This is a genomic window from Arthrobacter sp. PvP103 (assembly GCF_017833075.1).
Classification (GTDB): domain Bacteria; phylum Actinomycetota; class Actinomycetes; order Actinomycetales; family Micrococcaceae; genus Arthrobacter.
Genome location: NZ_JAFIBQ010000001.1, coordinates 1,676,461 through 1,699,616, shown reverse-complemented (window position 1 = coordinate 1,699,616; position 23,156 = coordinate 1,676,461). Strand labels below are relative to the sequence as shown.

Sequence of the window (23,156 nt, the reverse complement as noted above, 5' to 3'; positions counted from 1 at the left end):
AGCCGCCACCCCGTTCAGCGCCAGTCCTCTTCGAAGTCCGGGTGATCGGCGTAGGGCAGCGCCAGGGCCTTCAGCGATCGAGTGGTCCATTCGATGGCTTCAGGAATCCAGCGGGATTCCTCTTCGAACGGGTCGCTGACCATAGTGGCCAGCGCGGTCTGCCGCGCTGATTCAACGATCCGGATGACCTTCTTCTTCGCCTCGCACTCCAGCAAAAGCCGGTGCTCGTACCATTTCGCCGACTCGGAAACCGTGCGGTCGCTGAGGATTTTTAGGGCTGCCGCCTCATCTTCCCTGATGCGCAAGGACAGGAATTCGACAATGTCCACAACGGTTCAGCCGCCGGCCGCGCCATCCGTGAGGTCGGCGCCTGTGATGTCGGGGCCCGCCCCGCCTGTTACATCGGAGCCTTCGGCCGGCTCCTGGGAATGCACCCGGATGTCCCTCGGATCAGCGTTCTCGTCGCCCTCGGCCGGAGCTTCACTGTGGACACGCTCCGACGCGCGTGGGTTCTCGCTCATGTCCGGTCCTTTGCTGTGCTTTTGTCCTGATTTGTGGATCCCCGCTACTGATCATCTAGCTCCCGGTGCCATGGGGCTGTCAAGGACCTTTCCGCCCCTACCCGCGCTGCCGGGGTGGAGGACAATAAGTCTCATCGGAGGACAGCCCAGCGAAGGAGCAGGACAGTGTCAGAGACGAACGGACCACGGCGTGCGGCGCAGCAGATGCAGGAAGCGGCCCGGTACCTTGCCCGTGCCACCAGGAACCTGGACGCACCCTCGGACAGCCATGAAATCCTCCGCAGCCTGACGGAAACTCAGGGCTCCATCGCCCAAGCCATCCGGGAACTGGCCGCATGGCACCGGGCAGCGGCAGCCGGAACGCACTATTTCCGCCCGCACAATGAAAGTGCCCGCGGCGTGATGACAGCGGTGGCTGAGCTGGACATCGCCGCGCAGGAGGCCGACGCCCTCCAGGAGACACTCAGCCGCGCCCACGGCGGCAGCAGCGTGGTGAACTGGATGGAGACATCCGAACCTGAGGCGCCGGCGCAATGACCGCTGGATGCCGGTAGCCGGCAAACGCAAGCGGACGACGGCGGGAAGTCCCGCCGTCGTCCGCTGCGTTCAGTTAGTAGTCCCCGCGGGGAGTGCCGCTACGCGTGCGCGTAGGTAAGGCAGTCGGCGTTGTCCGCCCCGGGACCCACGCGGACCTCGGGCGCCTTGCACATCAGGTGGTCGTTATGGGCGCATTCCGAGCGTTGGCAGGCTCCGACGTCGGCCAGGACCTTGGGCAGGCCGCCATGGATGCCGGTGTCGATGAAAGTGGCGCATGACGCGTGGTCTTCGCTCCCGCCCACCGTGATGGCGGCGGCGTTGCAATGCGAGTGGTCGTTGAAGGAACAGTTGGAAACACTGCAGTCTGCGACGTGCGTTGTCATAGGAAGATCCTCCGTGGTTCGGCTGCCCGGGCGGGCGGCTCCCTGCGTCCACGGTAGGCCCGTTCCGCCCAATCAAAAAGACCCAAACGCATGACCTAATTGCGGGAATTGCGGGCGCTTAGGGCACAAGGGCCTATGGTCCGGAAATGCCCCGCTCCCTAGAATTGAGGTAGGGCCGACGGCACGACTCCCGGTACGTCCGGGGGGCCTTCCCAAACCGCCGCCGGCCCCTCGATCCTGATCCAGCGAAGCACACCCGGAGAAGGCAGCTATACCAGGCTGTCTTCCTTTTCCTGCGCTGCCGGAGCGGTTGCCGGAGCGGGCACGTGGTGGTGGAACGGGTTGAAGCGGCTGCGGGACAGCTCACCGAATGCGTAGGCGGTCTCGGCGTGCTCGGACAGGTCCACCCCTGCGTTCTCCGCTTCCTCGCTGACCCGGAAACCGAGGGTCTTGTGGATGGCGAGGCCCAGCACGGCGGTCACCAGGCCGGAGAGCAGGACAGTGACCAGCACGGCCACCGTCTGGGCCACCAGCTGGTGGAGTCCGCCGCCGTAGAAGAGGCCGCCGCCCTGGCCGTCCACCGGCAGTGCAATGAAGCCAAGTGCCAGGGTTCCGATGAGGCCGCCGCCGAGGTGCACGCCCACCACATCGAGGGAGTCGTCGAGGCCGAACCGGTACTTCAGGTCCACGAAGATGGCGCAGAGGGCGCCGGCGGCAAGGCCCAGGCCGATTGCGGCCACGGGGCTGATGTTGGCGCAGGACGGGGTGATCGCCACCAGGCCGGCCACCACGCCGGAGGCTGCGCCCAGGGAGGTCGGGTGTCCGTGGCGGATCTTTTCGGTGACCAGCCAGCTCAGCATGGCCGCGGCAGGGGCCACCAGTGTGTTGATCCAGATCAGGCCGGCCTGCTCTGCCGTGGTGGCTGCGCCTCCGTTGAAGCCGAACCAGCCGAACCAGAGGATGGCGGCACCGAGCATGATGAAGGGGATGTTGTGCGGGCGGTGGTTGGGGTCCTTGCCGAAGCCCTGGCGCTTGCCAACGATGACGGCCAGGACCAGTGCTGCAACACCGGAGCTGATTTCGACCACGGTGCCGCCGGCGAAGTCGATGACCTGCCCGAACACGGAGGTGATGGCTCCGTTGGCGCCCAGCAGTCCGCCGCCCCAGACCATGTAGGCCAGCGGGCAGTACACCAGGGTGACCCAGATGGGCACAAAGAGCGCCCAGGAGCTGAACTTGGCGCGGTCGGCGATTGCGCCGCTGATGAGGGCAACGGTGACCATGGCGAACGTGCCCGCGTAGGCTGCCTTGATGAGGTCCGGGGAGCCGATGAGGTTGGTGAGCCCGAAGTTGGCGAACGGGTTGCCGAAGATGCCCAGCACGCCTTCCCCGCTGCTCATGGAGTAACCCCACAGCACCCAGATGACGCCGACGATGCCCGCGGAGATGAAACTCATCATGATCATGTTGAGCGCCGCCTTGGCCCGGGTCATGCCGCCATAAAAGAGGCCGAGGCCGGGCGTCATGATCAGCACGAGGGCCGTTGACACCAGCACCCAGACGTTTTCCGCAGTGATTTGCACCTGCGTGTCCCTTCTCATCAAGTCTTCCGTACGGGACCTCGAGTGATTCCGGGCCACGCCCCCGCTCAATGGTTCATGTTCCGTGTTTCCGATAATGGGGCGCCACGTTGCGGGAAAGTTACAGGAACGGCCCTTGCGTGAAGATCACATGACCGCTGTGTTTCGGGAATGTTAACGGAGGCGTGCGGATGGGATGGCGGGATGCTTTTGGCGGGATACGTTTCCGTGAGATGACCGGCTGCTCACTTCCCTGGATTGACGGTTGAGCATCCGGCCAGGCCGGCGATGGGCTGGCGTTAAAGCGAGAACGACGGCGGTACGTGCCGCCGTCGTTCTCTGTTGCGTTACCGGGTTGACCCGGAGATGGTTCGGCCGGCTAGCCGGCCAGGCCGGCCACGCCGAAGATGGCGGCAGCGATAGCGAAACCCATGACGCCGATCAGCGTTTCCATGACGGTCCAGGTCTTCAGGGTGGTCTTGACGTCCATGCCGAAGAAGCGGCCCACCAGCCAGAAGCCGGAGTCGTTGACGTGCGAGACCACCACGGAGCCGGCGGCTACGGCGATGACCAGGGCGGCCACCTGCATGCCGTTCATGCCGGCCAGGGCCACCGCGGGAGCGATCAGCCCGGCGGTGGTGGTCAGTGCCACGGTGGCGGAACCCTGTGCGATGCGCAGGATGGCCGAGATCAGGAAGCCGGCCAGCAGCAGGGGGATGCCGACGTCGCCGAGGACGCCGGCCAGGGCGGTGCCAATGCCGGAGGTGCGCAGCACGCCGCCGAACATGCCGCCGGCGCCGGTGATCAGGATGACGGAGCAGACCGGGCCGAGCGAGGATTCGAGCAGCTTCTCCAGGGTGGCGCCGCGGGAGCCGCGAAGCCTGCCCAGTACGAACATGGCCACCAGTACCGCGATCAGCAGTGCCACCGGCGTTTCACCGAGGGTGCGCAGGATCTGGTACCAGGCTTCGGTCTTTGCCGAAGCCGGAAGGACACCGGAGGAAGCCAGGGTGCTGAGGCCGGTGTTAAGGAAGATGAGGACCAGCGGGAGGAGCAGGACGCCCACGACCGTGCGGAAGCGCGGCGGGTTCTCTTCGGCGGCGGAGTCGGCGTGGCCCAGCAGTTCCGGAACGGGGAGGACCAGCTTCTTGCCGGTCCACAGGCCGAACAGGTAGGCAGTGACGTACCAGGTGGGGATGGCAGTGATGAGGCCGGCGATCAGGACGAGCCCGATGTTGGCGTCGAAGAACGTAGCCGCGGAGACCGGTCCCGGGTGCGGGGGCAGGAAGATGTGCATCACGGAGAAGGCACCTGCGGCCGGCAGGCCGTAGCGCAGCACGCCGCCGCCAAGCCGGTGCGCCACTGCGAAGACCACGGGCAGCATGACCACCAGGCCGGCGTCGAAGAAGATGGGGAAGCCGAAGATCAGCGAGGCGAGGCCCAGTGCGAACGGCGCGCGCTTCTCACCGAAGAGGTTGATGAGATAGTCGGCCAGGGCTTTGGCGCCGCCGCTGGTCTCTACGATGCGGCCCAGCATGGCGCCGAGGCCGACCAGCAGGGCAACAGTGCCCAGGGTGCTGCCGAATCCGTTGACCAGCACCGGAACCACCTTGTCCGCCGGGATGCCGGTGGCGAAGGCGGTTGCCAGGCTGATGAGGATCAGGGCGAGCAGCGCGTGCATGCGCAGCTTGATGATGAGGAACAGCAGCACCAAGATGGCGGCGCCGGCAATCAGCAGCAGGGGGCCTGCGCCGAGGGTTTGAGTCCATCCTTCGATGGTCATGGTTCTCCTTTGAAACAGATGTGTTGGGGGCTGTGGAGCTTGGGGGAGTGGAGCTTAGGGGAAGCGGGAGATCAGGAAGTGCTGGGGGCGTGGCCGGCCGGCAGGTGGAGTTCGGCCTTGATGGCCTGGATCAGGTCTTCAGGTGTGCGCGTGATGTCCAGCCGAAGGCTTCCGGCGGCGAGCTCCTCCGGCGTCAGCGGCTCAAGGGTGGCCAGCTGGCTGGGCAGGAGCGTCACCGGCATGAAGTGTCCCTCGCGTCCGCGCATGCGCTCGCCGAGCAGGGCGGGATCGCCGTCGAGGTGGATGAAGACCACCGTGCCTTCTGCCTCCGAGAGGAGCTGGCGGTAGCTGTGCTTGAGGGCGGAGCAGGTCAGGACGGTGCTTTTGCCTTCCGCGGCCTGGGCGGTCATCCAATCGCGGATGGACTGCAGCCAAGGCCAGCGGTCCTCATCCTGCAGCGGTGTGCCGGCGTTCATTTTGGCGATGTTGGAGTCGGGGTGGAACTGGTCCGCCTCGGCCATGTCCCAGCCGAGATCCCGGGAGAGGGCCCCGGCGATGGTGGACTTGCCGGCTCCGGCGACACCCATGACTACCAAATGCATGGCAGGAAACTTCATTGTTCTACCTCCGTAGAAGACGTCGTTGGCTTCGGAATGAAGCTCAAGCCAGCAGCGGACGCTGGATAGGAAAATAAGATAGCACCATTTGAGGCGATTAGTAGCATCTTTTTGTAACACAGGTCATACCTTTGACGTTTTGTGGCCTAAACTGGAGGCCAGGCGCCGCGGCGCAGAGGGAGGCTACAAAGATGTCGATGGAGACAGAGGACCACGCAGGCGCAACCGATGGTGAGACGGCGGTTCCGGCCCTGCACCTGCGGGTGCTCGACGCCCTCGGCGAAGCCATCGTTTCCGGTGAGCTGGCCCCCGGCCGCCGGCTGACCCTGGACGACCTGCAGCAGCAGTACAACGTGTCCCGCACCCTGGCCCGGGACACCATGCGCGTCCTGGAATCGATGAACCTGGTGTACTCACGCCGGCGGGTGGGCATCGTGGTGCAGGACCCCGAACTCTGGAACGTCTTTGATCCCAAGCTGGTGCGGTGGCGGCTCGCGTCCAGCCGCCGGGCCGAGCAGTACAGCAGCCTCACGGAACTCCGGATCGCCGTCGAACCCATTGCCGCGGCGGGTGCTGCGCGGCGTGCGGGCGCAGCCGAACGCCGTCAGCTCACCGCGCTGGCTGCAGAATTACGGCGGCTTGGCGAAGCCGGCGAGCTGGAAGCATTCCTCAAAGCGGACATCGCCTTCCACAGCCTGCTCCTGCACAGCAGCGGGAACGAAATGTTCAAGGCCCTGGACGGCATGGTGGCCGAAGTCCTGTCCAGCCGGACTAAACAAGGATTGATGCCCTTCAAGCCGCGTCCTGAAGCGCTGGCGGCGCACGAGGCCGTGGCGGCGGCGGTTGCCGGGGGCGATGCCGGCACAGCGGAGGCCGCCATGCACAACATCCTTGATGAGGTCCGCACTGCGATGGGGCTGCCCTAGGACCTAGCGGGAAGGCGTCGGCGCCGGCGTCGGGTTGCTCATGGACGGCGGCGGCGGAGGGAAGGCCTCGGCCGGGTATAGCCCGGCCACCTGCATCATATAGTTGGCCCACTGCGGCCCGGCGAGCATGTAGCCGTCGACCGACTTGTAGAACTTGCCGTTGATGGTGACGTTCTGGCCTGCCCGCTGCTGGCCTTCCAAAGTGTCTCCGAAGAAGGACGCCGTGGCCAGGCTGGAGGTGTAACCGACCACCCAGGTGGCGCCGTTGTTGTTTGACGTTCCCGTCTTGGCCGCCACCGGCACCTTGCTCTGGACTTTCGGCTCGATATAGACACCGGATCCCAACTTCAGTACGTCCTGGAGCACGGCGTTGACGCCGCGGGCCACATCGGGCTTGACGGCGCTGCGGCACTGGGAGGACTCGGACGGCAGGTGGCGTTGTGCCGTGTCAGTCACGTCCGCTATGGCGATGGGCGAGCAGTAGCGGCCGTCATCGGCGAACGTGGCAAAGGCGTTGGCCAGGTGAAGGGGAGCCACGCCGATGGCGCCCAGCAGGTTGCCGAGCTGGTGCATGTTCACCTGCGCTCCGTCCAGGCCGCTGTGGAGGCCCACTGCATCCACCATCTTCTGGATGCCGCAGAAGTCCAGCTGCGCGGCTTCAGCGAAGGTTGCCGTATTGATGGAGTTGTACAGGCCGTAATTGACGGGCATGGGCCGGTAGTAGCCCGGGTCGTTGTTTTGGAGATCGTCCGCCGCGCCCTCGTTCCGCTGGGCGGTGTTGTAGGCACCCAGCACCTTTCCGCAGCTGGACCGCCACGGGAAGTCGAGCGGATAGGTCCGCCGGGAGGCGTCGACCATCGCGTTCAGGGGTTTGCCTTCATTCAGCCATTCCGCGAACGTGAACGGCTTCATGGTGGATCCGGGCTGGAACCCGCCGGCCCCGTTGAGGTCATTGCCGTTGGCGTCCTTGGAGTCGACGTTGAAGTTCAGCTGGGTGTCGAACTTTCCTTCCGCGGGAAGGAACACGGTGTTCTGCGCCATGGCCAGGATCCTGCCGGACCCGGGCTGGATGGTTACCAGGGCAGCCCCCCATTTGTCCGGGTTCGCGCCGGCGGTGGCGTCCACCTGGGCCTGGGCTGCGGCCTGCAGCCTGCTGTCCAGCGTGGTGACGATGGTCAGGCCGCCGCGGTACAGCAGCCGTTCCCGGTCGTTGGGGTCCGCGCCGTAGGCCGGGTTGTTGAGGACCAGGTGGGACACGTAGTCGCAGAAGTACGGTGCAATAACGGCGGCGGCGCAGCCCTGCCGGCCCGGGGTGACCTTCAGTTCCACCCCCGTGGCCACGGCGGCGTCATGCTCGGCCTGGGTGATTTTCCGCTGCTCCAGCATGTTGCCCAGGACCTGGTTGCGGCGTTGCAGCGAGTTCTCCGGATGCACGGCGGGGTCGTAAAAGCTGGGGCTGTTCACCAGCCCGGCCAGCATGGCCGCCTGCGGCAGGGTGAGGTCCTTGGCGGACGTGCTGAAGAAGTGCCGGGCGGCTGCCTCGATTCCGTAGGCGTCCCGGTTGAAGAACACGATGTTCAGGTAGCCTTCGAGGATCTGGTCCTTGGTGTATTTCTTCTCCAGCTCGACGGCGAGCTTCATCTCCCGGACCTTGTCGCCAACGCTCTTCTGGCCGCTGAGGACCACCTGCTCGCTTTGATCCGCAGAGAGATGCGACTCGTTGATGACGTTGGTGACGTACTGCTGGGTCAGCGTGGACGCACCCTGACGGCCGCCCTGGGTGACATTGAACGTCAGCGCCCGGAGGATGCCCTGCGGGTCGACGCCGCCATGTTCGTAGAAGCGGCTGTCCTCGATCGCCACGATGGCGTCCTTGATGAAGGGCGACATCTGGTCGAGGGTGACCCGCACCCGGTTCTCCGCGTAGAAGGTGGCGATGGGCTGGCCGTCTGCGGTCACCATCTTGGTGGCCTGCGAGGGAGGATCGACGGTGAGGTCACCGGGCAGGCTGTTGAAGAACGTGATCGAAGTGCTGACCGTCACACCTGCCGCCGCCACGCTGGGTGCCACCAGGCTGGCGGCCAGGACCCCGCAGACGGCGCTCACGGCAATAAATCCGATCAGCCTTCCCAAGGCTGCGGCCAGACGGGAACCCCATCGCTTCTTCGGCGCCATTTTTCCAGCTATCACGCGTGCCAGTGATTCAAGGCTACGCCGGGCGGCCGCCCGCCGGACAGAGTCCTACTGCCCTACCCCGCCGTCCTGCTGCCCTACCCGCCGAAGGGGGCGGCTCAATAGCTGGCCGGGGTGTGGGGCGGCTCAACCACCGGTTCCGGACGGATGTATTCGTCGGCGAGGGCTTCGGTGCCGCGGGCCAGAATGGCGACGTCGGCGCCCACCAGCACGAATGCGGCGCCGGCCGCGAGGTAGCTGCGGGCGGTGGCGGGGTTGAAGGCGTTCACTCCGGCTGGTTTGCCTGCCGCTTTGGCGGCGGTGAGGCAGTGTTCGACGGCGGCGCGCACCTGGGGGTGTTCCTGCTGGCCCAGCACGCCCATGGAGGCGGCGAGGTCGGAGGGGCCCAGGAAGATGGCGTCCACGCCGTCGACTGCCAGGATGTTCTCCACGGCGGCGACCGCGGCTTCGGATTCGATCTGGACGGTGACACTGATGGTCCCGTTGGCGCGGGCGAGGTAGTCCGGGATGCGGTTCCACCGCGAGGCCCGGGCCAGGGCTGAGCCCACACCGCGGACCCCGTGGGGCGGGTACCGGGTGGCGGCCACTGCGGCTTCGGCCTCCGCGGCGGAGTTCACCATGGGTACCAGCAGGTTCTGGACGCCCAGGTCCAGGTACTGCTTGATCAGCACGGTGTCGTTGACCGGCGGCCGGACCATGGCCTGGACCGGGTAGCCGTGGACGGCCTGCAGCTGGGCGAGGACGGATTCGAGCCCGTTGGGGCTGTGCTCGGCGTCGATCAGCAGCCAGTCCAGGCCGGCCCCCGCGCAGAGTTCGGCCACCAGGGGGCTGCCGGAGCACACCCACATCCCCATGAGCGGCCGGCTGGCGGCGGCGAGGGCGTGGCGGAACGTGGCGTCCGGTTCTACTCGAAGCGGCATGTCACAACTCCCAGGGGTCCGTAGTCTGCGTGGACGGTGTCGCCCTTATACACCCAGAGGGGGCGGGTGAAGGAGCCGGCGAGGATGATGTCTCCGGCCTTCATGCCGTCACCGTGGGCGGCGATTTTGTTGGCGAGCCAGTGCACTCCGTTGGCGGGGTGGTCCAGGACCCCGGCGGCCACGCCGGTTTCTTCAACGGTCTGGTTCTTGTAGAGGATGGCCGAGACCCAGCGGAGGTCCACGGCGTCCGGCTTCACCGGGCGGCCGCCGACCACCATGGCGCCCATCGCGGCGTTGTCCGCGATGGTGTCCACGATGGTCCGGCCCTCCATTTCGATCCTGGAGTCCAGGATCTCCAGGGCCGGAACCACGTAGTCGGTGGCGTTCAGGACATCGAAGATGGTGCAGCCGGGGCCTTTGAGCCCGTCCTTGAGCACGAATGCCAGCTCGACCTCCACCCGCGGATGCGTGTACCGGTCCCACTGCACGGAGCAGCCGGTTTCGAGGACCATGTCATCGAAGATGGCGCCGTAGTCCGGTTCGGTGATGCCGGTGGCGGCCTGCATCGCCTTGGACGTGAGGCCGATCTTGCGGCCGACGAGCTTCCGGCCGGCGTCCTCGTTACGGTTCCGCCAGAGCTGCTGGACGGCGTAGGAATCCTCCACGGTCATCTCCGGGTAGCGGGACGTCAGGCGGGGCACCGGCTTGCGGTTGCGGCCGGCTTCCAGCAGTTCGTCTGCAATGGCTTCGATCGTCTTGGCATCCAGCATGGCTAGACCTGGACTCCGAGCTTGAAGCCCGTCCGGTCACCTTCGGGCGAACCGTCCTTGCGGGTGTAGGAGAAGCCGTCGGCGCCCACGGTCACGGCCATCTCGGACTTTTCCTCGCGGACGATGACGGGCTGCGGGTTGCCGTCGAGGTCCAGGACGAGGGAGGCCTCGGTGTACCAGGAGGGGACGACGGGGTTGCCCCACCAGTCGCGGCGCTGGTTGTCGTGGACGTCCCAGGTGATGGTGGGGTTGTCCGGGTCGCCGGTGTAGTAGTCCTGGGTGTAGATCTCGATGCGGTGCCCGTCCGGGTCCAGGATGTAGAGGTAGAAGGCGTTGGACACGCCGTGCCGGCCGGGGCCGCGTTCGATCCGGTCGCTGATGCGCAGGGCGCCCATCTTGTCGCAGATCTGGATGATGTTGTGCTTCTCGTGGGTGGCGAACGCGACGTGGTGCATGCGGGGGCCGTTGCCGCCGGTCAGTGCGGTGTCGTGGACGGTCTGCTTGCGGTGCATCCACACGGCGTAGGAGACGCCGTCGGAGTCCTGGATGTCCTCGGAGACACGGAAACCGAGGTCCTCGAGGTACTTGCGGCCGCGGGGAACGTCCGGGGTGACCTGGTTGAAGTGGTCCAGCCGGACCAGTTCGCCGGCGGAGTAGAGGTCGTAGCGCTGGGTGAGGCGTTCCACGTGCTCCACGTCGTAGAAGAATTCGTACGGGAAGCCCAGCGGGTCCTCGACGCGGACGGAATCGCCGATGCCCTTGGTGAAGCCTTCCTTGCGGCGTTCGGTGCGGCAGCCGAGCTCCTTGTAGTACGCCTCGGCGGCGTCCACCTCGGCGGGGGACTTCACCCGGTAGGCGAAGGCTGCGACGGCGGCGATGGGTCCCTTGCGCAGCACCAGGTTGTGGTGGATGAACTCCTCGAGGGAGCGCAGGTAGATGTTGTTCTCGTCTTCCTCGGTGACGTGCAGGCCGAGGAGGTCAACGTAGAACTCGCGGGACTTCGCGAGGTCCGTGACCACGATTTCCATGTACGCGCAGCGGACGATGTCAGGGGCCGGAACGGAGGGCTTGGGGATGACGTTGCTCATGGTGTTCTCTCTTCTTTGAAAGGGGGTCGGGTGGTCTTGCGGACCGGGACTAGGCGCCGAATTTGGGGGTGTGGACAGTGCCGAGGGTGATGTGCACGGCCTGCTGGTCGGTGTAGAAATCGATGGAGCGGTAGCCGCCCTCGTGGCCCAGGCCGGAGGCCTTGACGCCGCCGAACGGGGTGCGGAGGTCGCGGACGTTGTGGCTGTTCAGCCACACCATGCCGGCCTCGACGTTCTGCGAGAAGTTGTGGGCGCGGGTGAGGTTCTGGGTCCAGATGTAGGCGGCCAGACCGTACTTGGTGTTGTTCGCGAGGGCGAGTGCTTCGTCGTCGTTCTCGAACGGGGTGATGGCGACGACGGGGCCGAAGATTTCCTCCTGGAAGATCCTCGCGTCGGGGGCGACGTCGGCGAACACGGTGGGGGCGATGTAGTTGCCTTCCGGCAGGCCTTCCGGGCGTCCGCCGCCGGCGAGGAGCCGGCCTTCGGATTTGCCGATCTCCACGTAGGAGGCCACCTTGGCGAAGTGCTCCGGGTGGACCAGCGCGCCCACCTGGGTCTTGGGGTCGTGGGGGTCGCCGACGACGATGTTCTTGGCGCGGGCGGCGTACCTTTCGCAGAACTCGTCGTAGATGGCGCGTTCCACCAGGATGCGGGAGCCGGCGGTGCAGCGTTCGCCGTTGAGGGAGAAGACGCCGAAGAGGGCGGAGTCGATTGCGGCGTCGAGGTCGGCGTCGGCGAACACGACGCAGGGGGACTTGCCGCCGAGTTCCATGGAGAGGCCCTTGAGGTTGGCGGCGGCGTTGCGGAAGATCGTCTGCCCGGTGGTGGTCTCGCCGGTGAAGGAAATCAGCGGGACGTCCGGGTGCTTGACCAGGGCGTCGCCGGCTTCCTCGCCGAGGCCGTTGACCAGGTTGAACACGCCGTCGGGCAGGCCTGCGTCCTTGAAGATGGTGGCCCACAGCGAGGCGGAGAGCGGCGTGAATTCGGCGGGCTTGAGGACCACGGTGTTGCCGGTGGCCAGTGCCGGGGCGAGCTTCCAGGACTCCAGCATGAACGGGGTGTTCCACGGGGTGATGAGCCCGGCGACGCCGATCGGCTTGCGGTTCACGTAGTTGATCTGCGAGCCCGGGACCTTCATGGCGTCGTCGAACTGGGCCACGATCAGGTCCGCGAAGAAACGGAAGTTCTCTGCCGCGCGCAGGGCCTGGCCCTTGGCCTGGGTGATGGGCAGGCCGGTGTCGAACGTTTCCAGTTCGGCCAGGCGTTCTTCCTGGGCTTCGACGGCGTCGGCGATTTTGTTCAGGATCCGGGCACGTTCGCGGGGCTTCATCTTCGGCCAGGGACCGTTGGTGAAGGCTTCGCGGGCGGCGGCGACGGCGAGGTCGATGTCTTCCTTCTGGCCGGCGGCGGCGGTGGCGTAGTTGGTGTTGGAAACCGGGTCCAGGACGTCGAAGGTCTTACCGCCCACGGAGTCAACGAATTCACCGTTGATGTAGTGCTGGATGTGGCTGGGAAGGTCCTGCGGAACGTAATGGGACGTGGTTTCTGCGGCAGTGAACGTCATTGTTTTTCCTTACTGCTGTGCGGTGTGTTGTTCGGTGGAGGTGGCTTGGGCCAGGTAGGCGTCCAGGGTGGCGCTGCGGTGCAGGCGGGCCGCCTTTTCTATTTCGTCGGCCCCCGCACCGGATTCGATGAGCCGGAGCAGGGCCTCGTGTTCGTCCACGGAGTCGCGGGCGCGGCCGGGGACGAACCGGAACGTGGAGGACCGCAGCGAAGCTAGCCGGTTCCAGCCCCGGTGGACCAGGTCCAGGATGTGCGGGTTGGGGCAGTGCTCGAACAGGACGCTGTGGAAGTCCTGGTTCAGCCGGGTGAAGCGGACGGGGTCGAAGTGCTCGAGGCATTCGCGCATTTCCTCGTTGACGGCCCGGGCCCGGGCCACGTCCGCCGACCCGATCAGTGGAGCCGAGAGAGCCGTGGCGGCACCTTCGACGATGCTCAGGGTCTGCATGGTGTAGAGGTACTCGGTGGGGTCGATGCCGGACACGGTGGCTCCGACGTTCCGCTCGAACGTGACCAGCCCTTCGGCCTCGAGCCGGCGGATGGCTTCGCGGACGGGCACCACGCTGACGCCCAGGTCCTCGGCAATTTTTGCCAGCACCAGCCGGTAACCGGGGGAGTAGGTGCCGTCCACGATCCGGGCCTTGACGGCCGCGTACGCCTGCTCGGACTTGCTGCCGGCCATCACTGTTTCAGTCATGTGCGGGGCCTTCCCATTCGTCGTACTTGGCCCGCCATTCGGAGTTCAACGGGTAGAGGCCGTCCACGCTGTGGCCCTGCCGCACCATCTCGGCGATGAACGCCTCCTCGCGTTCCTGGGCGATGGAATCGTCCGCGAGTTCTTCGGCGAGGGCCGGCGGGATCACCAGGATGCCGTCCGCATCGGCCACGATGATGTCCCCGGGCTGTACGGTGGTGCCGCCGCAGGCGATGGTGATGTCGGTGTCCCACGGGATGTGCCGGCGGCCCAGCACCGCGGGGTGCGGGTTGGAGTAGTACGTGGGCATGTCCATGGCGGCCACAGCGGAGAAGTCACGGACGCCGCCATCGGTGATGACGGCGGCGGCGCCGCGGACCTGGGCGCGGAGGGCCAGGATGTCGCCGATGGTGCCGGTGCCCTTTTCGCCGCGGGCTTCCATCACCAGGATTTCGCCCTCGTTGATCGAGTCGATGGCCTTCTTCTGGGCGTTGAAGCCGCCGCCGTGGGTCTTGAAGAGGTCCTCGCGGTTCGGCACGTAGCGCAGGGTCCGGGCCAGGCCCACGATCCGCTTCTCCGGACGCGTTGAGGTGAGGCCGTCGATGCTGACGTTGTTCAGGCCGCGCTTGCGCAGCTGGGAGGACAGCGTGGCCGTGCAGACGCTTTCCAGCTTGGCCTTCAGTTCCGGCGAGAGGACAGGTCCGACGGCGGCAAGCCCGGCCGCTTCCCGCGAACCGTATGCTTCCTCCCGCTGGACGTCATCGGTCTTGGGACGGGCGCCGAAGTCCGCGAACGGCGTCGTGCCTTCCTCCACCCGGGTGGCCAGCCGCCCGGTGGTCGCGTCAGGAGTGCTGACTTCAACCTCGATGACGTCGCCCGGCTTGGCGACGGAAGCGCCGGCCGGGGTGCCGGTGAGGATGATGTCGCCCTCTTCGAGGGTGAGCAGCTGGGACAGGTCCGCGATGAGCCGGGCGAACGGAAAGAGGAGGTCTTCGGTGGTGTCGTCCTGGACCAGTTCGCCGTTATGCCAGGTGCGGATCCGCAGTCGTGCGGGGTTCACGGCGTCGGCCGCGATCAGCCCCGGGCCGATCGGCGTGAAACCGTCCCCGCCCTTGGAACGGAGGTTGGAGCCCTTGTCCGCGTAGCGGAGGTCGTAGACGCCGAGGTCGTTGCTGGCGGTGACCCATTCGACATGGCTCCAGGCGTCCTCGATGCCCACACGGCGGGCCGGCTTGCCGATGATCAGGGCGATCTCGCCTTCGTAACCGAGGAGCTCACATCCGGCCGGGCGCTCCACCGTTGAAGGGGCTTCTGCCGACCCGATCGCCAGGGATGAGGACGGCTTCAGGAAGTACGAGGGCTGCTCCGGAGTGCGGCCGCGCTGGGCTGCCCGGCTGGGGTAGTTGATATGCACCGCGATGACTTTGCGGGCCGCGGCCAGGAGGTGGTCGGTGACCTGTTCCAAGAATTACTCCTCATCGAGTACGAAATCGTATACGATAACTATTGCCTAGGAAGCGTGGAACGTCAACCCTTTGTGTTCGGGAGTTTTCCGGGCTGCTTGTAACGCAGGTCATATCTGCGTACAGTTTTGAATGAGCATTAGATTTCTATTATCGAACACTGAGTTCTGATATCGAATACCGAAGACGGCGATTCGCCGCCACACAATGAAGTGAGGACCCCCGTGCAATTCCACCATCACGGTTACGTATCCGGTGACCCGCGAGTCCAGCCGGCAGCAGGCGTAGGCATCAATCGGCCTACTGAGCTTCCTGATGAAGTGGACGTCCTGATTGTCGGCACAGGCCCTGCCGGCATGCTGGCCGCCGCCCAGCTGTCCCAGTTCCCGGGCGTCACCACGCGGATCGTGGAACGCCGTGCCGGCAGGCTGCCCATCGGCCAGGCAGACGGCATCCAGGCGAGGAGCGTCGAGACCTTCCAGGCCTTCGGCTTCGCCGAGCGGATCATCGCCGAGGCGTACCACATCACCGAAATGGCGTTCTGGAAGCCGGACCCGGCCGACCACTCGCGCATCATCCGGGGAGCCCGCGCGGTGGACGACGAGATGGGGATCAGTGAGTTCCCGCACCTCATCGTCAACCAGGCCCGCGTGCTGGACTACTTCGCTGAATTCATGGCGAACTCGCCTACCCGCATGGCGCCTGACTACGGCTTTGAGTTCCGGAGCCTGGAGGTCACCGGCGAGGGCGAGTATCCGGTCACGGTGACCTTGCTTCACACTGCAGGCCCCCAGGAAGGCCGGGAGAAGGTTGTCCGGGCCAAATATGTGATTGGTGCAGACGGCGCGCGCAGCAAGGTACGCGATGCGATTGGCTGCACCCTGGCCGGCGACGCCGCCAACCACGCCTGGGGTGTTATGGATGCCCTGGCCGTCACCGACTTCCCCGATATCCGCACAAAGTGCGCCATCCAGTCCGGGTCGGGCGGAAGCATCCTGCTCATCCCGCGCGAAGGCGGCTTCCTGTTCCGCATGTATGTTGACCTCGGCGAGGTGGACCCGAACGACAAGGGCGCCGTGCGCAACACTTCCATCGAAGAGATCATCCGCAAGGCGAACGAGATCCTCCACCCGTACACGCTCGACGTCCGCAATGTCGCGTGGCACAGCGTGTACGAGGTGGGCCACCGACTCACTGACCGGTTCGACGACGTCCTCCCGGACCAGCGGGGCACCCGCACGCCGCGCGTATTCATCACCGGCGACGCCTGCCACACGCACAGCGCCAAGGCCGGCCAGGGCATGAACGTCTCCATGCAGGACGGTTTCAACCTGGCCTGGAAGCTTGGCCACGTCCTCGAGGGCCGCAGCCCGGAAAGCCTGCTGACCACGTACTCGGACGAACGTCAGGTCATCGCCAAGAACCTCATCGACTTCGACAAAGAGTGGTCCACGATGATGGCGAAGAAGCCTGAAGAGTTCGAGAGCCCCTCCGAGCTTGAGGACTTCTACGTCAGCACCGCCGAGTTCCCGGCCGGATTCATGACCCAGTACGCCCCGTCGATGCTCACCGGCGGCACCGGACACCAGGACCTGGCCGCCGGTTTCCCCGTCGGCAAGCGCTTCAAGTCAGCGCCCGTCGTGAGGGTCTGCGATACCAACCCCATGCAGCTCGGACACCACGCCACGGCCGACGGACGGTGGCGCATCTATGTCTTCGCCGACGCCGCCGCGCCGGCAGCGGGACAGCAGGGTGTCCCCTCAGCAGTGGCCGACTTTGCCGAGTGGATTGCGCAGGCGCCGGACTCGCCGCTGGCCGCCACGCCGTCGGGCGCCGACCTCGACGCATGGTTCGACGTGAAGGTGATCTACCAGCAGCCCCACACGGACATCGATATCAACGCAGTGCCGGCGGTGTTCAAGCCGCAGGTTGGCCCGTTCCAGCTGACGGATTACGAGAAGGTGTACGCCACCGATCCGAAGGCTGACATCTTCGAACTGCGCGGCCTGGACCGCGGCGGCGTGATCGTGGTGGTGCGCCCGGACCAATACGTGGCCAACGTCCTGCCCCTGGCTGCGACGGCGGAACTCGGTGCGTTCTTCGCACCCCTCCTGGCTACGGGACGGGCCGCGGCAGTCTAGCCCCGGACGTCAGCCGGCGACTGCCTGCCCGGTCCGGTATTCGGCGGCGGCATAGACGCCCAGGATGCGCACTTCGGTGGTGAAGAAGTCCAGTTCCTCGAGGGCCAGCCGGACGGGCAGGTCCTCGGGGTGGCCTTCGACGTCGGCCATGAACATGGTGGCGGCAAACTCGTTGCCCACCATGTAGCTTTCCAGCCGGGTCATGTTCACGCCGTTTGTGGCAAATCCGCCGAGGGCCTTGAAGAGCGCGGAGGGGACGTTGCGGACCCGGAACAAGAGGCTGGTCACGGCCGGTCCCGGCAACGCCTCCCGGGAGGGCAGTTCCTTTTCCGGCGCCAGGACCACGAACCGGGTGGTGTTGGAGGGGTCATCCTCAACCCTCGACGCGAGCACCTCCAGGCCGTAGATCTGTGCCGCGAGCGGGGGAGCGAGGGAAAGTTTGGCAGGATCGTTCCATTCGCTCACCTCCCGGGCAGAGCCTGCAGTGTCCCCGGCAATGACAGGCTTCAGGCCGGCGCTGCGGATGAGGCGCCGGCACTGGCCCAGGGCGTGGATGTGGCTGTGGACCTCCGTGGCGCCTTCGATGGTGCTGCCGGGGATGCCCAGCAGGTCGAAGTGGATGGGCAGGAAGAACTCGCCCACGATCTGCAGGCGGGACTGGGGGAGCAGGATGTGGATGTCCGCCACCCGTCCCGCGATCGAGTTCTCGATCGGAATCATGGCCAGGTCGGCTTCACCGCCGGATACCAGCTCGAAGGCGTCCTCGAAGCTGGCGCACGGGATGCTCTCCAGCTCCGGGAACATCTGGGCGCACGCAATATTGGAATTAGCGCCGGGTTCACCTTGGTACGCAATCTTCTGGGCCATGGTCGGTATGGTTTCACGTCCTGGCGGCTCCCACCCAACCGGCTCGCATTTAACGTCGCCATTCGCGCGTTTCACGACATTCACTGCCAGTCAGTTGGGTGGGACGAGAACAGCCGCGCTCCCGTCAGAGCGCCAGCCGCATCGACACCTGGTACCGGTCTGAGCGGTACGTCGAGATGGAGTACTCGATGGGCGTGCCCGGATCCTCCTGGCCGGTGAAGGAGCGGCGCCTGAAGAGGAGCACGGGGGCCCCGGGCTCGATGTCCAGCAGGACCGCGGTGTCCTCCGATGCGGCGGCAGCCTCGACGGTCTGTTCCACATGCTGCACCGGATGCCCGGAGGCAGCGAGGACCCGGTAAAGCGAGCCAGTCAGGTCCTCGGCGAGCAGGTCCGGCAGGAGCGGGGGCGGCAGCCAGGATTCGTCAACGCTGACGGGTGCCCCGTTTGCGAGGCGCAGCCTGCGTACCTGGTAGGCCGCCTGCCCCGGAGGCAGCCCCAGGTGCTCGGCCGCCGCGGCGGGCGGCTCCGCCGTCGCGGCCGTGATGACCTTGGTGCTGGGTTCGAAGCCGGCAGCCCGCATGTCCTCATTGAAGGAGGCCAGATGGAGGGTTGAACGAACCAGCCCGTGCGAGACGAAGGTCCCCTTGCCCTTGATCCGGACCAGTGCCCCGTCCTGGACGAGGTCCGAGATTGCCCGCCGCACCGTAATGCGCGACACCCCGAACTGTTCCTCCAGCTGGCGTTCCCCCAGCAGCGCGTCCCCGGGCCGCAGCCTGGTGGCCACGAGGTCCTGGAGCTGCCTGCGCACCCAGACGTGTTTGAGTTCCCCCGCCGTATCCATAGCTCTATTGTCCGGGCAGGTTGAACAGGTGTCCGCCCGCTTCCACGCGGCCGCCGGAGGCCGGCAGTTCAACGGCATCCGCTTTGCTGTCCAGGACCACCACGGGGCTGCACATGCTCAGGTTTTTCGAGCGGACGAACGTGACATCGACGCTGATCATGGGGTCTCCGGCCCGGACCTGGTCCCCTTTCTGCGCCAGTACGCTGAAGCCTTCGCCCTTCAGGCCCACCGTGTCGATGCCGACGTGGACCAGCACTGCGGGTCCCGAGGCGTGCTGGACGATGTAGGCGTGCGGCATGACTTTGATGACCCGGCCGTCCAGCGGCGCGACGGCGGTGAGCACCCCGGCGTCGTCGTCCGGGATGACGGCGGCGCCTCCGCCGACGAGCCCCTTGGCGAACACGGGGTCCGGCACTTCGCCCAGCGGGATGAGCCGGCCGGGCAGGGGCGAGGCCACGCTGATGGCCCCGGCCGGCGCAGCCTCCACTTCCGCCGTACTCATATCCGCCGTGCTCACATCAGGTCCTGGATGTCTTCTGCCAGGCTCTCCGCTTCGGGGCCGACTACCACCTGGACCACCGAGCCGGCCATCATGACGCCGTGGGCGCCCGCCGCCTTGAGGGCTGCCTCGTCCACCTTTCCGGCGTCCACCACTTCGGTGCGCAGGCGGGTGATGCACCCTTCGATCTCTTCGACGTTATCGGCGCCGCCCAGGGCGGCGAGGATGATTTCTGCTTTGGACATGTCCACTCCTGTTGGTCGTTTTCGCGGTGAGTCCGGCCGGTCCTGAAGCTTTTTTCCTGCCTGAGGTTGACAACTAAGCCCGGTGCACTTCACAGTGATGATTGTCACTGGTTATAACCAGTTAGCAAAACTCTACTGAATCCCGCATCCCCGCACAAGCACCCCTTTCTGGAAACGAGGAACCTCATGTCCACGGAAAACCCGTCCGCTTCAGCCGGGGCCGGCCCGTTGGCCACACCGGCCCCGGGCAAGGCCAAGGGCAGCGGCAAGGCATTGCAGAACATGCAGCGCTTCGGCCGCAGCCTCATGCTCCCCATCGCCGCCCTTCCCGCCGCCGCGCTCCTCCTGCGCCTGGGCCAGGACGACCTGCTGGGCCGGTTTGAAGGCCTGACCACCGTTGCCCAGGTGATCGGCGCGGCCGGCGGAGCTCTCTTTGAGAACCTGCCTCTGCTCTTCGCCGTCGGCATTTCCTTTGGCTTCGCCAAGAAGGGCGACGGTTCCACGGCGCTGGCCGCCGTCGTCGGCTTCCTGGTGCTGACCAACGTCTTCAAAGTCATGGCACCCATGGTGCTGGGTGCCGCCCCGGAGGGCGGCAAGGATCCCGTCATCAACTACGGGGTGCTGGCCGGCATCGTGATGGGCCTGACCACGGCCTGGCTGTGGCAGAAGTTCCACCGGACCACCCTGCCGGACTGGCTCGGGTTCTTCGCCGGCCGGCGGCTGGTGCCCATCCTGACCTCGTTCGCGGCCATCGTGATCGGCGTGGTCATGGCGCTCCTCTACCCCTTCTTCAACACGGGCCTGACAGCCGTGGGCAACGCCGTCGCGGACAACACGGTGGTGGGCAGCGGCATCTACGGCACACTCAACCGGCTGCTTATCCCGCTGGGCCTGCACCACATCCTGAACTCGATCGTCTGGTTCATCATCGGCGACTACAACGGCGCCCACGGCGACCTGAACCGCTTCTTCGCGGGTGACCCTTCGGCGGGTGTCTTCATGACCGGGTTCTTCCCCATCATGATGTTCGCCCTGCCGGCGGCCGCCCTCGCCATCTGGCATGAGGCCAAACCGTCCCAGAAGAAGATCGTCGGCGGCGTCATGCTCTCCACCGGCCTCACCGCCTTCCTCACCGGCATCACCGAACCGCTGGAATTCTCCTTTATGTTCGTGGCATGGCCGCTCTACCTCGTCCACGCCGTCCTGACCGGAACTTCCATGATGCTGGTCAACTTCCTGGGCATCCACCACGGGTTCGGGTTCTCCGCCGGGGCCATCGACTACCTGCTCAACTTCGGCATCGCGCAGAATCCGCTCTGGCTGGTGCCCATCGGGCTGGGCTACGCGGCGGTGTACTACGTGGTGTTCCGCTTCGTGATCCGGCGCTGGAACCTCCGCACCATGGGGCGCGAAGACGAAACCGACGAGAACGGCTCGATGGCCAAAGCCGATGCAAGCTGAACCCGGCTTGCCCGGGCTGACTCAACCCGGAGCGGAAGGCGAAGACGGCGGCGGCCTGGGGCTGCGGGGCCGCCTGGTCACCGGCCGCCCCGGGGATGGAGTGATCGACGACGGCACGGTGGTTATCGCCGGGGGGCGCATCGTGTGGTGCGGCCCGACGGCGGAGCTGCCCGCCGGCGTCCAAACAACACAGGTTCCGCTCATCCTGCCCGGACTGGTGGACGTGCACTGCCACGGCGCAGTGGGGCACACCTTCTCCGCGGATTCGGACGGCGCCCGCCGGGCGGCAGGTTTCCATGCCGGGCAGGGTACGACGTCGGTGCTCGCCTCGCTCGTTTCGGCGCCGTCCGGTGTGCTGCTTGAGCAGATCGCCGTGCTGCGGGAGCTGGTGCACGACGGCACGCTGGCCGGCCTGCACCTGGAAGGGCCGTTCATCGCCAGGAGCATGTGCGGAGCGCAGGACCCGGCGGCCATCATCGACGGGGACCCGGCGCTCCTGCGGCAGTGGCTCGAGGCGGGGCGGGGAACGGTGCGGTCGCTGACCCTTGCCCCGGAAACGCCGCACTTTGCCGAGTTGGTTGCCCTGTGCCGGGAGTACCGGGTGGTCCCGTCCCTTGGCCACACCGGTGCGACGGCGGCCCGGACGCGTGAAGTACTCGGGGGAGGGGCGGGCGCCGGACGCTGGTCCGCCACCCACCTGTTCAACCGGATGCCGGCGCTTGGCCACCGGGCGCCGGGGCCTATTCCGGTCCTGCTGCAGGAGGCCCGGCAGTCACCGGACCGGATGGTCGTGGAGCTGGTGGCCGACGGTGTGCACCTGGACCCGGAGATTGTCCGCATGGTGTTCAACCTGGTGGGACCGGGCTCGATCGCGCTGATAACGGACGCCATGGCCGCCGCCGGGATGTCCGACGGCCAGTACACGCTGGGGAGCCTGGACGTGCTGGTCCAGGACCGGGTGGCCCGGCTGGCGCCCGCGGCGGAGGGTGCCCCTCCCGGGGCGATCGCCGGGGCCACCAGCCTGTTGCTGGAAAACGTCCGCCGCTGCGTCGGGTGGGGCGTGCCCTTGGCAGACGCCGTTGCTGCGGCCTCGGCCACTCCCGCCCGCCTTATGGGCCTGGATCAGCCGGGCCCCTCGCAGGTCGGATCCATCATCACCGGGTACCGCGCCGACGTGCTGGTGGCCACCGAAGAAATTGAACTGCTGCAGGCCTACCGGGCCGGCGCACCGCTAACGGAGGAAAGGAAAACGAGTGCAGATCATTCTGTGTGAGTCCGCGGAACACGTAGGGGGCAGGGCCGCCGACATCATTGACGCCCGGGTCCGGCAGGGCCCGGCCGTCCTGGGGCTGGCCACGGGAGGTTCGCCAAAATCCACGTACCGGGAACTCATCCGGAGGCACCGCGAGGAACAGCTGAGCTTCAGCCGGGTCACCGCTTTCACCCTGGACGAATACGCCGGGCTGGCGCCGGAGCACGAACAGAGCTATCACTCCACTATCCGGCGCGAATTCACCGACCACGTGGACCTGCCGCCGGAGCAGCTCATCACCCCGCAGGGGAATGCGCCGGACCTCATCGCCGAAGCCGACCGCTACGACGCCGCCATCTCGGCCGCCGGCGGGGTGGACATCCAGATCCTCGGCATCGGTGCCAACGGCCACATCGGCTTCAATGAGCCCACCTCATCCCTTGCCTCGCGCACCAGGGTGAAGACCCTGGCCGGTGCCACCCGTGCCGACAACGCCCGGTTCTTTCCGGCTGGCGACGTTCCGCGGCTGTGCCTGACACAGGGGCTGGGAACCATCCGAGAAGCCAGGCTTGCGGTACTCGTTGCCATGGGGGAGAACAAGGCCGGTGCGGTCCAGGCCATGGTGGAAGGGCCGGTCAGCGCGCACTGCCCCGCTTCCGTGCTGCAGCTGCACCGCCGGGCCGTGGTCATCCTGGACCCGGCAGCCGCGTCCCGCCTGAGCCTGCTGGACTACTACCGGGACGCCCAGGAGTTCAACGACCAGCTGGGCCAAACGCCCACCAGGCCCTGGCTGCAGCGGCCGCTGTAGCCAGGGC

At 66.4% G+C, this 23,156-nt stretch carries 23 protein-coding genes; 6 read left to right on the top strand and 17 right to left on the bottom strand.

Features of this window, described 5'->3' with window-relative positions:
* Positions 1 to 14: 14 nt before the first annotated feature.
* Positions 15 to 329, bottom strand: coding sequence for a DUF6221 family protein (locus tag JOE41_RS07835; RefSeq protein WP_011693358.1), 315 nt, complete (start codon positions 327 to 329; stop codon positions 15 to 17).
* A gap of 6 nt (positions 330 to 335) precedes the next feature.
* Entirely contained in the window at positions 336 to 521 is a 186-nt protein-coding gene (locus tag JOE41_RS07830; RefSeq protein ID WP_209753714.1) for a hypothetical protein, read from the bottom strand.
* 165 nt (positions 522 to 686) lie between these two features.
* Between JOE41_RS07830 and JOE41_RS07825 the strand changes: the two genes are divergently transcribed.
* A complete protein-coding gene (locus JOE41_RS07825; RefSeq protein WP_011693357.1) occupies positions 687 to 1,058 on the top strand; it encodes a hypothetical protein in 372 nt (123 codons plus the stop codon).
* Positions 1,059 to 1,156: 98 nt separating this feature from the next.
* Here JOE41_RS07825 and JOE41_RS07820 read toward each other — a convergent pair whose 3' ends face one another.
* The 4 genes from JOE41_RS07820 to JOE41_RS07805 form a co-directional block, all read right to left on the bottom strand.
* Positions 1,157 to 1,441 carry a DUF1540 domain-containing protein gene (locus tag JOE41_RS07820; RefSeq protein ID WP_011693356.1) on the bottom strand — a complete coding sequence of 95 codons (285 nt, stop codon included), beginning with the start codon at positions 1,439 to 1,441 and terminating at the stop codon, positions 1,157 to 1,159.
* 269 nt (positions 1,442 to 1,710) lie between these two features.
* Positions 1,711 to 3,024, bottom strand: coding sequence for an ammonium transporter (locus JOE41_RS07815; protein WP_307800677.1), 1,314 nt, complete (start codon positions 3,022 to 3,024; stop codon positions 1,711 to 1,713).
* Positions 3,025 to 3,400: 376 nt separating this feature from the next.
* Complete coding sequence (locus JOE41_RS07810) at positions 3,401 to 4,804, bottom strand: GntP family permease (protein WP_011693354.1); 1,404 nt, start codon at positions 4,802 to 4,804, stop codon at positions 3,401 to 3,403.
* Between the two features lie 71 nt (positions 4,805 to 4,875).
* A complete protein-coding gene (locus JOE41_RS07805; RefSeq protein WP_011693353.1) occupies positions 4,876 to 5,421 on the bottom strand; it encodes a gluconokinase in 546 nt (181 codons plus the stop codon).
* Between the two features lie 191 nt (positions 5,422 to 5,612).
* Between JOE41_RS07805 and JOE41_RS07800 the strand changes: the two genes are divergently transcribed.
* A complete protein-coding gene (locus JOE41_RS07800) occupies positions 5,613 to 6,347 on the top strand; it encodes a FadR/GntR family transcriptional regulator (protein ID WP_011693352.1) in 735 nt (244 codons plus the stop codon).
* A 3-nt stretch (positions 6,348 to 6,350) separates the two neighbouring features.
* Here the strand turns inward: JOE41_RS07800 and JOE41_RS07795 are convergent, their stop codons facing one another.
* The 7 genes from JOE41_RS07795 to JOE41_RS07765 all read right to left on the bottom strand — a co-directional run bounded on the left by JOE41_RS07795 (position 6,351) and on the right by JOE41_RS07765 (position 15,037).
* A complete protein-coding gene (locus JOE41_RS07795; RefSeq protein ID WP_209751819.1) occupies positions 6,351 to 8,522 on the bottom strand; it encodes a transglycosylase domain-containing protein in 2,172 nt (723 codons plus the stop codon).
* A gap of 116 nt (positions 8,523 to 8,638) precedes the next feature.
* On the bottom strand, positions 8,639 to 9,460 hold the full coding sequence (locus JOE41_RS07790) for an HpcH/HpaI aldolase/citrate lyase family protein (protein ID WP_209751816.1): 822 nt from the start codon (positions 9,458 to 9,460) through the stop codon (positions 8,639 to 8,641).
* Positions 9,445 to 10,230, bottom strand: coding sequence for a 2-oxo-hept-4-ene-1,7-dioate hydratase (gene hpaH, locus JOE41_RS07785; RefSeq protein WP_209751815.1), 786 nt, complete (start codon positions 10,228 to 10,230; stop codon positions 9,445 to 9,447). The genes JOE41_RS07790 and hpaH overlap by 16 nt, the downstream gene beginning before the upstream one ends.
* Positions 10,231 to 10,232: 2 nt before the next feature.
* Entirely contained in the window at positions 10,233 to 11,318 is a 1,086-nt protein-coding gene (gene hpaD / locus JOE41_RS07780) for a 3,4-dihydroxyphenylacetate 2,3-dioxygenase (RefSeq protein ID WP_011693348.1), read from the bottom strand.
* A 49-nt stretch (positions 11,319 to 11,367) separates the two neighbouring features.
* A complete protein-coding gene (gene hpaE / locus JOE41_RS07775) occupies positions 11,368 to 12,882 on the bottom strand; it encodes a 5-carboxymethyl-2-hydroxymuconate semialdehyde dehydrogenase (RefSeq protein ID WP_209751814.1) in 1,515 nt (504 codons plus the stop codon).
* Positions 12,883 to 12,891: 9 nt separating this feature from the next.
* The gene (locus JOE41_RS07770; RefSeq protein WP_209751813.1) at positions 12,892 to 13,575 is read right to left on the bottom strand and encodes a GntR family transcriptional regulator; all 684 of its coding nucleotides are present in this window, start codon (positions 13,573 to 13,575) and stop codon (positions 12,892 to 12,894) included.
* Positions 13,568 to 15,037, bottom strand: a complete 1,470-nt coding sequence (locus JOE41_RS07765) for a fumarylacetoacetate hydrolase family protein (protein WP_209751812.1) — start codon at positions 15,035 to 15,037, stop codon at positions 13,568 to 13,570. The genes JOE41_RS07770 and JOE41_RS07765 overlap by 8 nt, the downstream gene beginning before the upstream one ends.
* A gap of 222 nt (positions 15,038 to 15,259) precedes the next feature.
* Between JOE41_RS07765 and JOE41_RS07760 the strand changes: the two genes are divergently transcribed.
* A complete protein-coding gene (locus tag JOE41_RS07760; protein WP_011693344.1) occupies positions 15,260 to 17,176 on the top strand; it encodes an FAD-binding monooxygenase in 1,917 nt (638 codons plus the stop codon).
* Positions 17,177 to 17,185: 9 nt separating this feature from the next.
* Here JOE41_RS07760 and JOE41_RS07755 read toward each other — a convergent pair whose 3' ends face one another.
* The 4 genes from JOE41_RS07755 to JOE41_RS07740 form a co-directional block, all read right to left on the bottom strand.
* Positions 17,186 to 18,043 (bottom strand): prephenate dehydratase, encoded by an 858-nt coding sequence (locus JOE41_RS07755; protein ID WP_209751811.1) that lies wholly within the window; start codon positions 18,041 to 18,043, stop codon positions 17,186 to 17,188.
* 124 nt (positions 18,044 to 18,167) lie between these two features.
* Positions 18,168 to 18,884, bottom strand: coding sequence for a GntR family transcriptional regulator (locus tag JOE41_RS07750; protein WP_011693342.1), 717 nt, complete (start codon positions 18,882 to 18,884; stop codon positions 18,168 to 18,170).
* Between the two features lie 4 nt (positions 18,885 to 18,888).
* A complete protein-coding gene (locus tag JOE41_RS07745) occupies positions 18,889 to 19,401 on the bottom strand; it encodes a PTS glucose transporter subunit IIA (RefSeq protein WP_307800676.1) in 513 nt (170 codons plus the stop codon).
* The gene (locus JOE41_RS07740; RefSeq protein WP_011693340.1) at positions 19,398 to 19,628 is read right to left on the bottom strand and encodes a glucose PTS transporter subunit EIIB; all 231 of its coding nucleotides are present in this window, start codon (positions 19,626 to 19,628) and stop codon (positions 19,398 to 19,400) included. The genes JOE41_RS07745 and JOE41_RS07740 overlap by 4 nt, the downstream gene beginning before the upstream one ends.
* A gap of 186 nt (positions 19,629 to 19,814) precedes the next feature.
* Between JOE41_RS07740 and JOE41_RS07735 the strand changes: the two genes are divergently transcribed.
* Genes JOE41_RS07735 through nagB form a run of 3 tightly spaced genes read left to right on the top strand, consistent with a single transcriptional unit; the run spans position 19,815 to position 23,149 of the window.
* Entirely contained in the window at positions 19,815 to 21,089 is a 1,275-nt protein-coding gene (locus tag JOE41_RS07735; protein ID WP_011693339.1) for a PTS transporter subunit EIIC, read from the top strand.
* Entirely contained in the window at positions 21,079 to 22,362 is a 1,284-nt protein-coding gene (locus tag JOE41_RS07730; protein WP_209751810.1) for an N-acetylglucosamine-6-phosphate deacetylase, read from the top strand. Before JOE41_RS07735 ends, JOE41_RS07730 begins: the two co-directional genes overlap by 11 nt.
* Positions 22,343 to 23,149, top strand: a complete 807-nt coding sequence (nagB, locus tag JOE41_RS07725; protein ID WP_011693337.1) for a glucosamine-6-phosphate deaminase — start codon at positions 22,343 to 22,345, stop codon at positions 23,147 to 23,149. Before JOE41_RS07730 ends, nagB begins: the two co-directional genes overlap by 20 nt.
* The last annotated feature ends 7 nt before the right edge of the window (positions 23,150 to 23,156 follow it).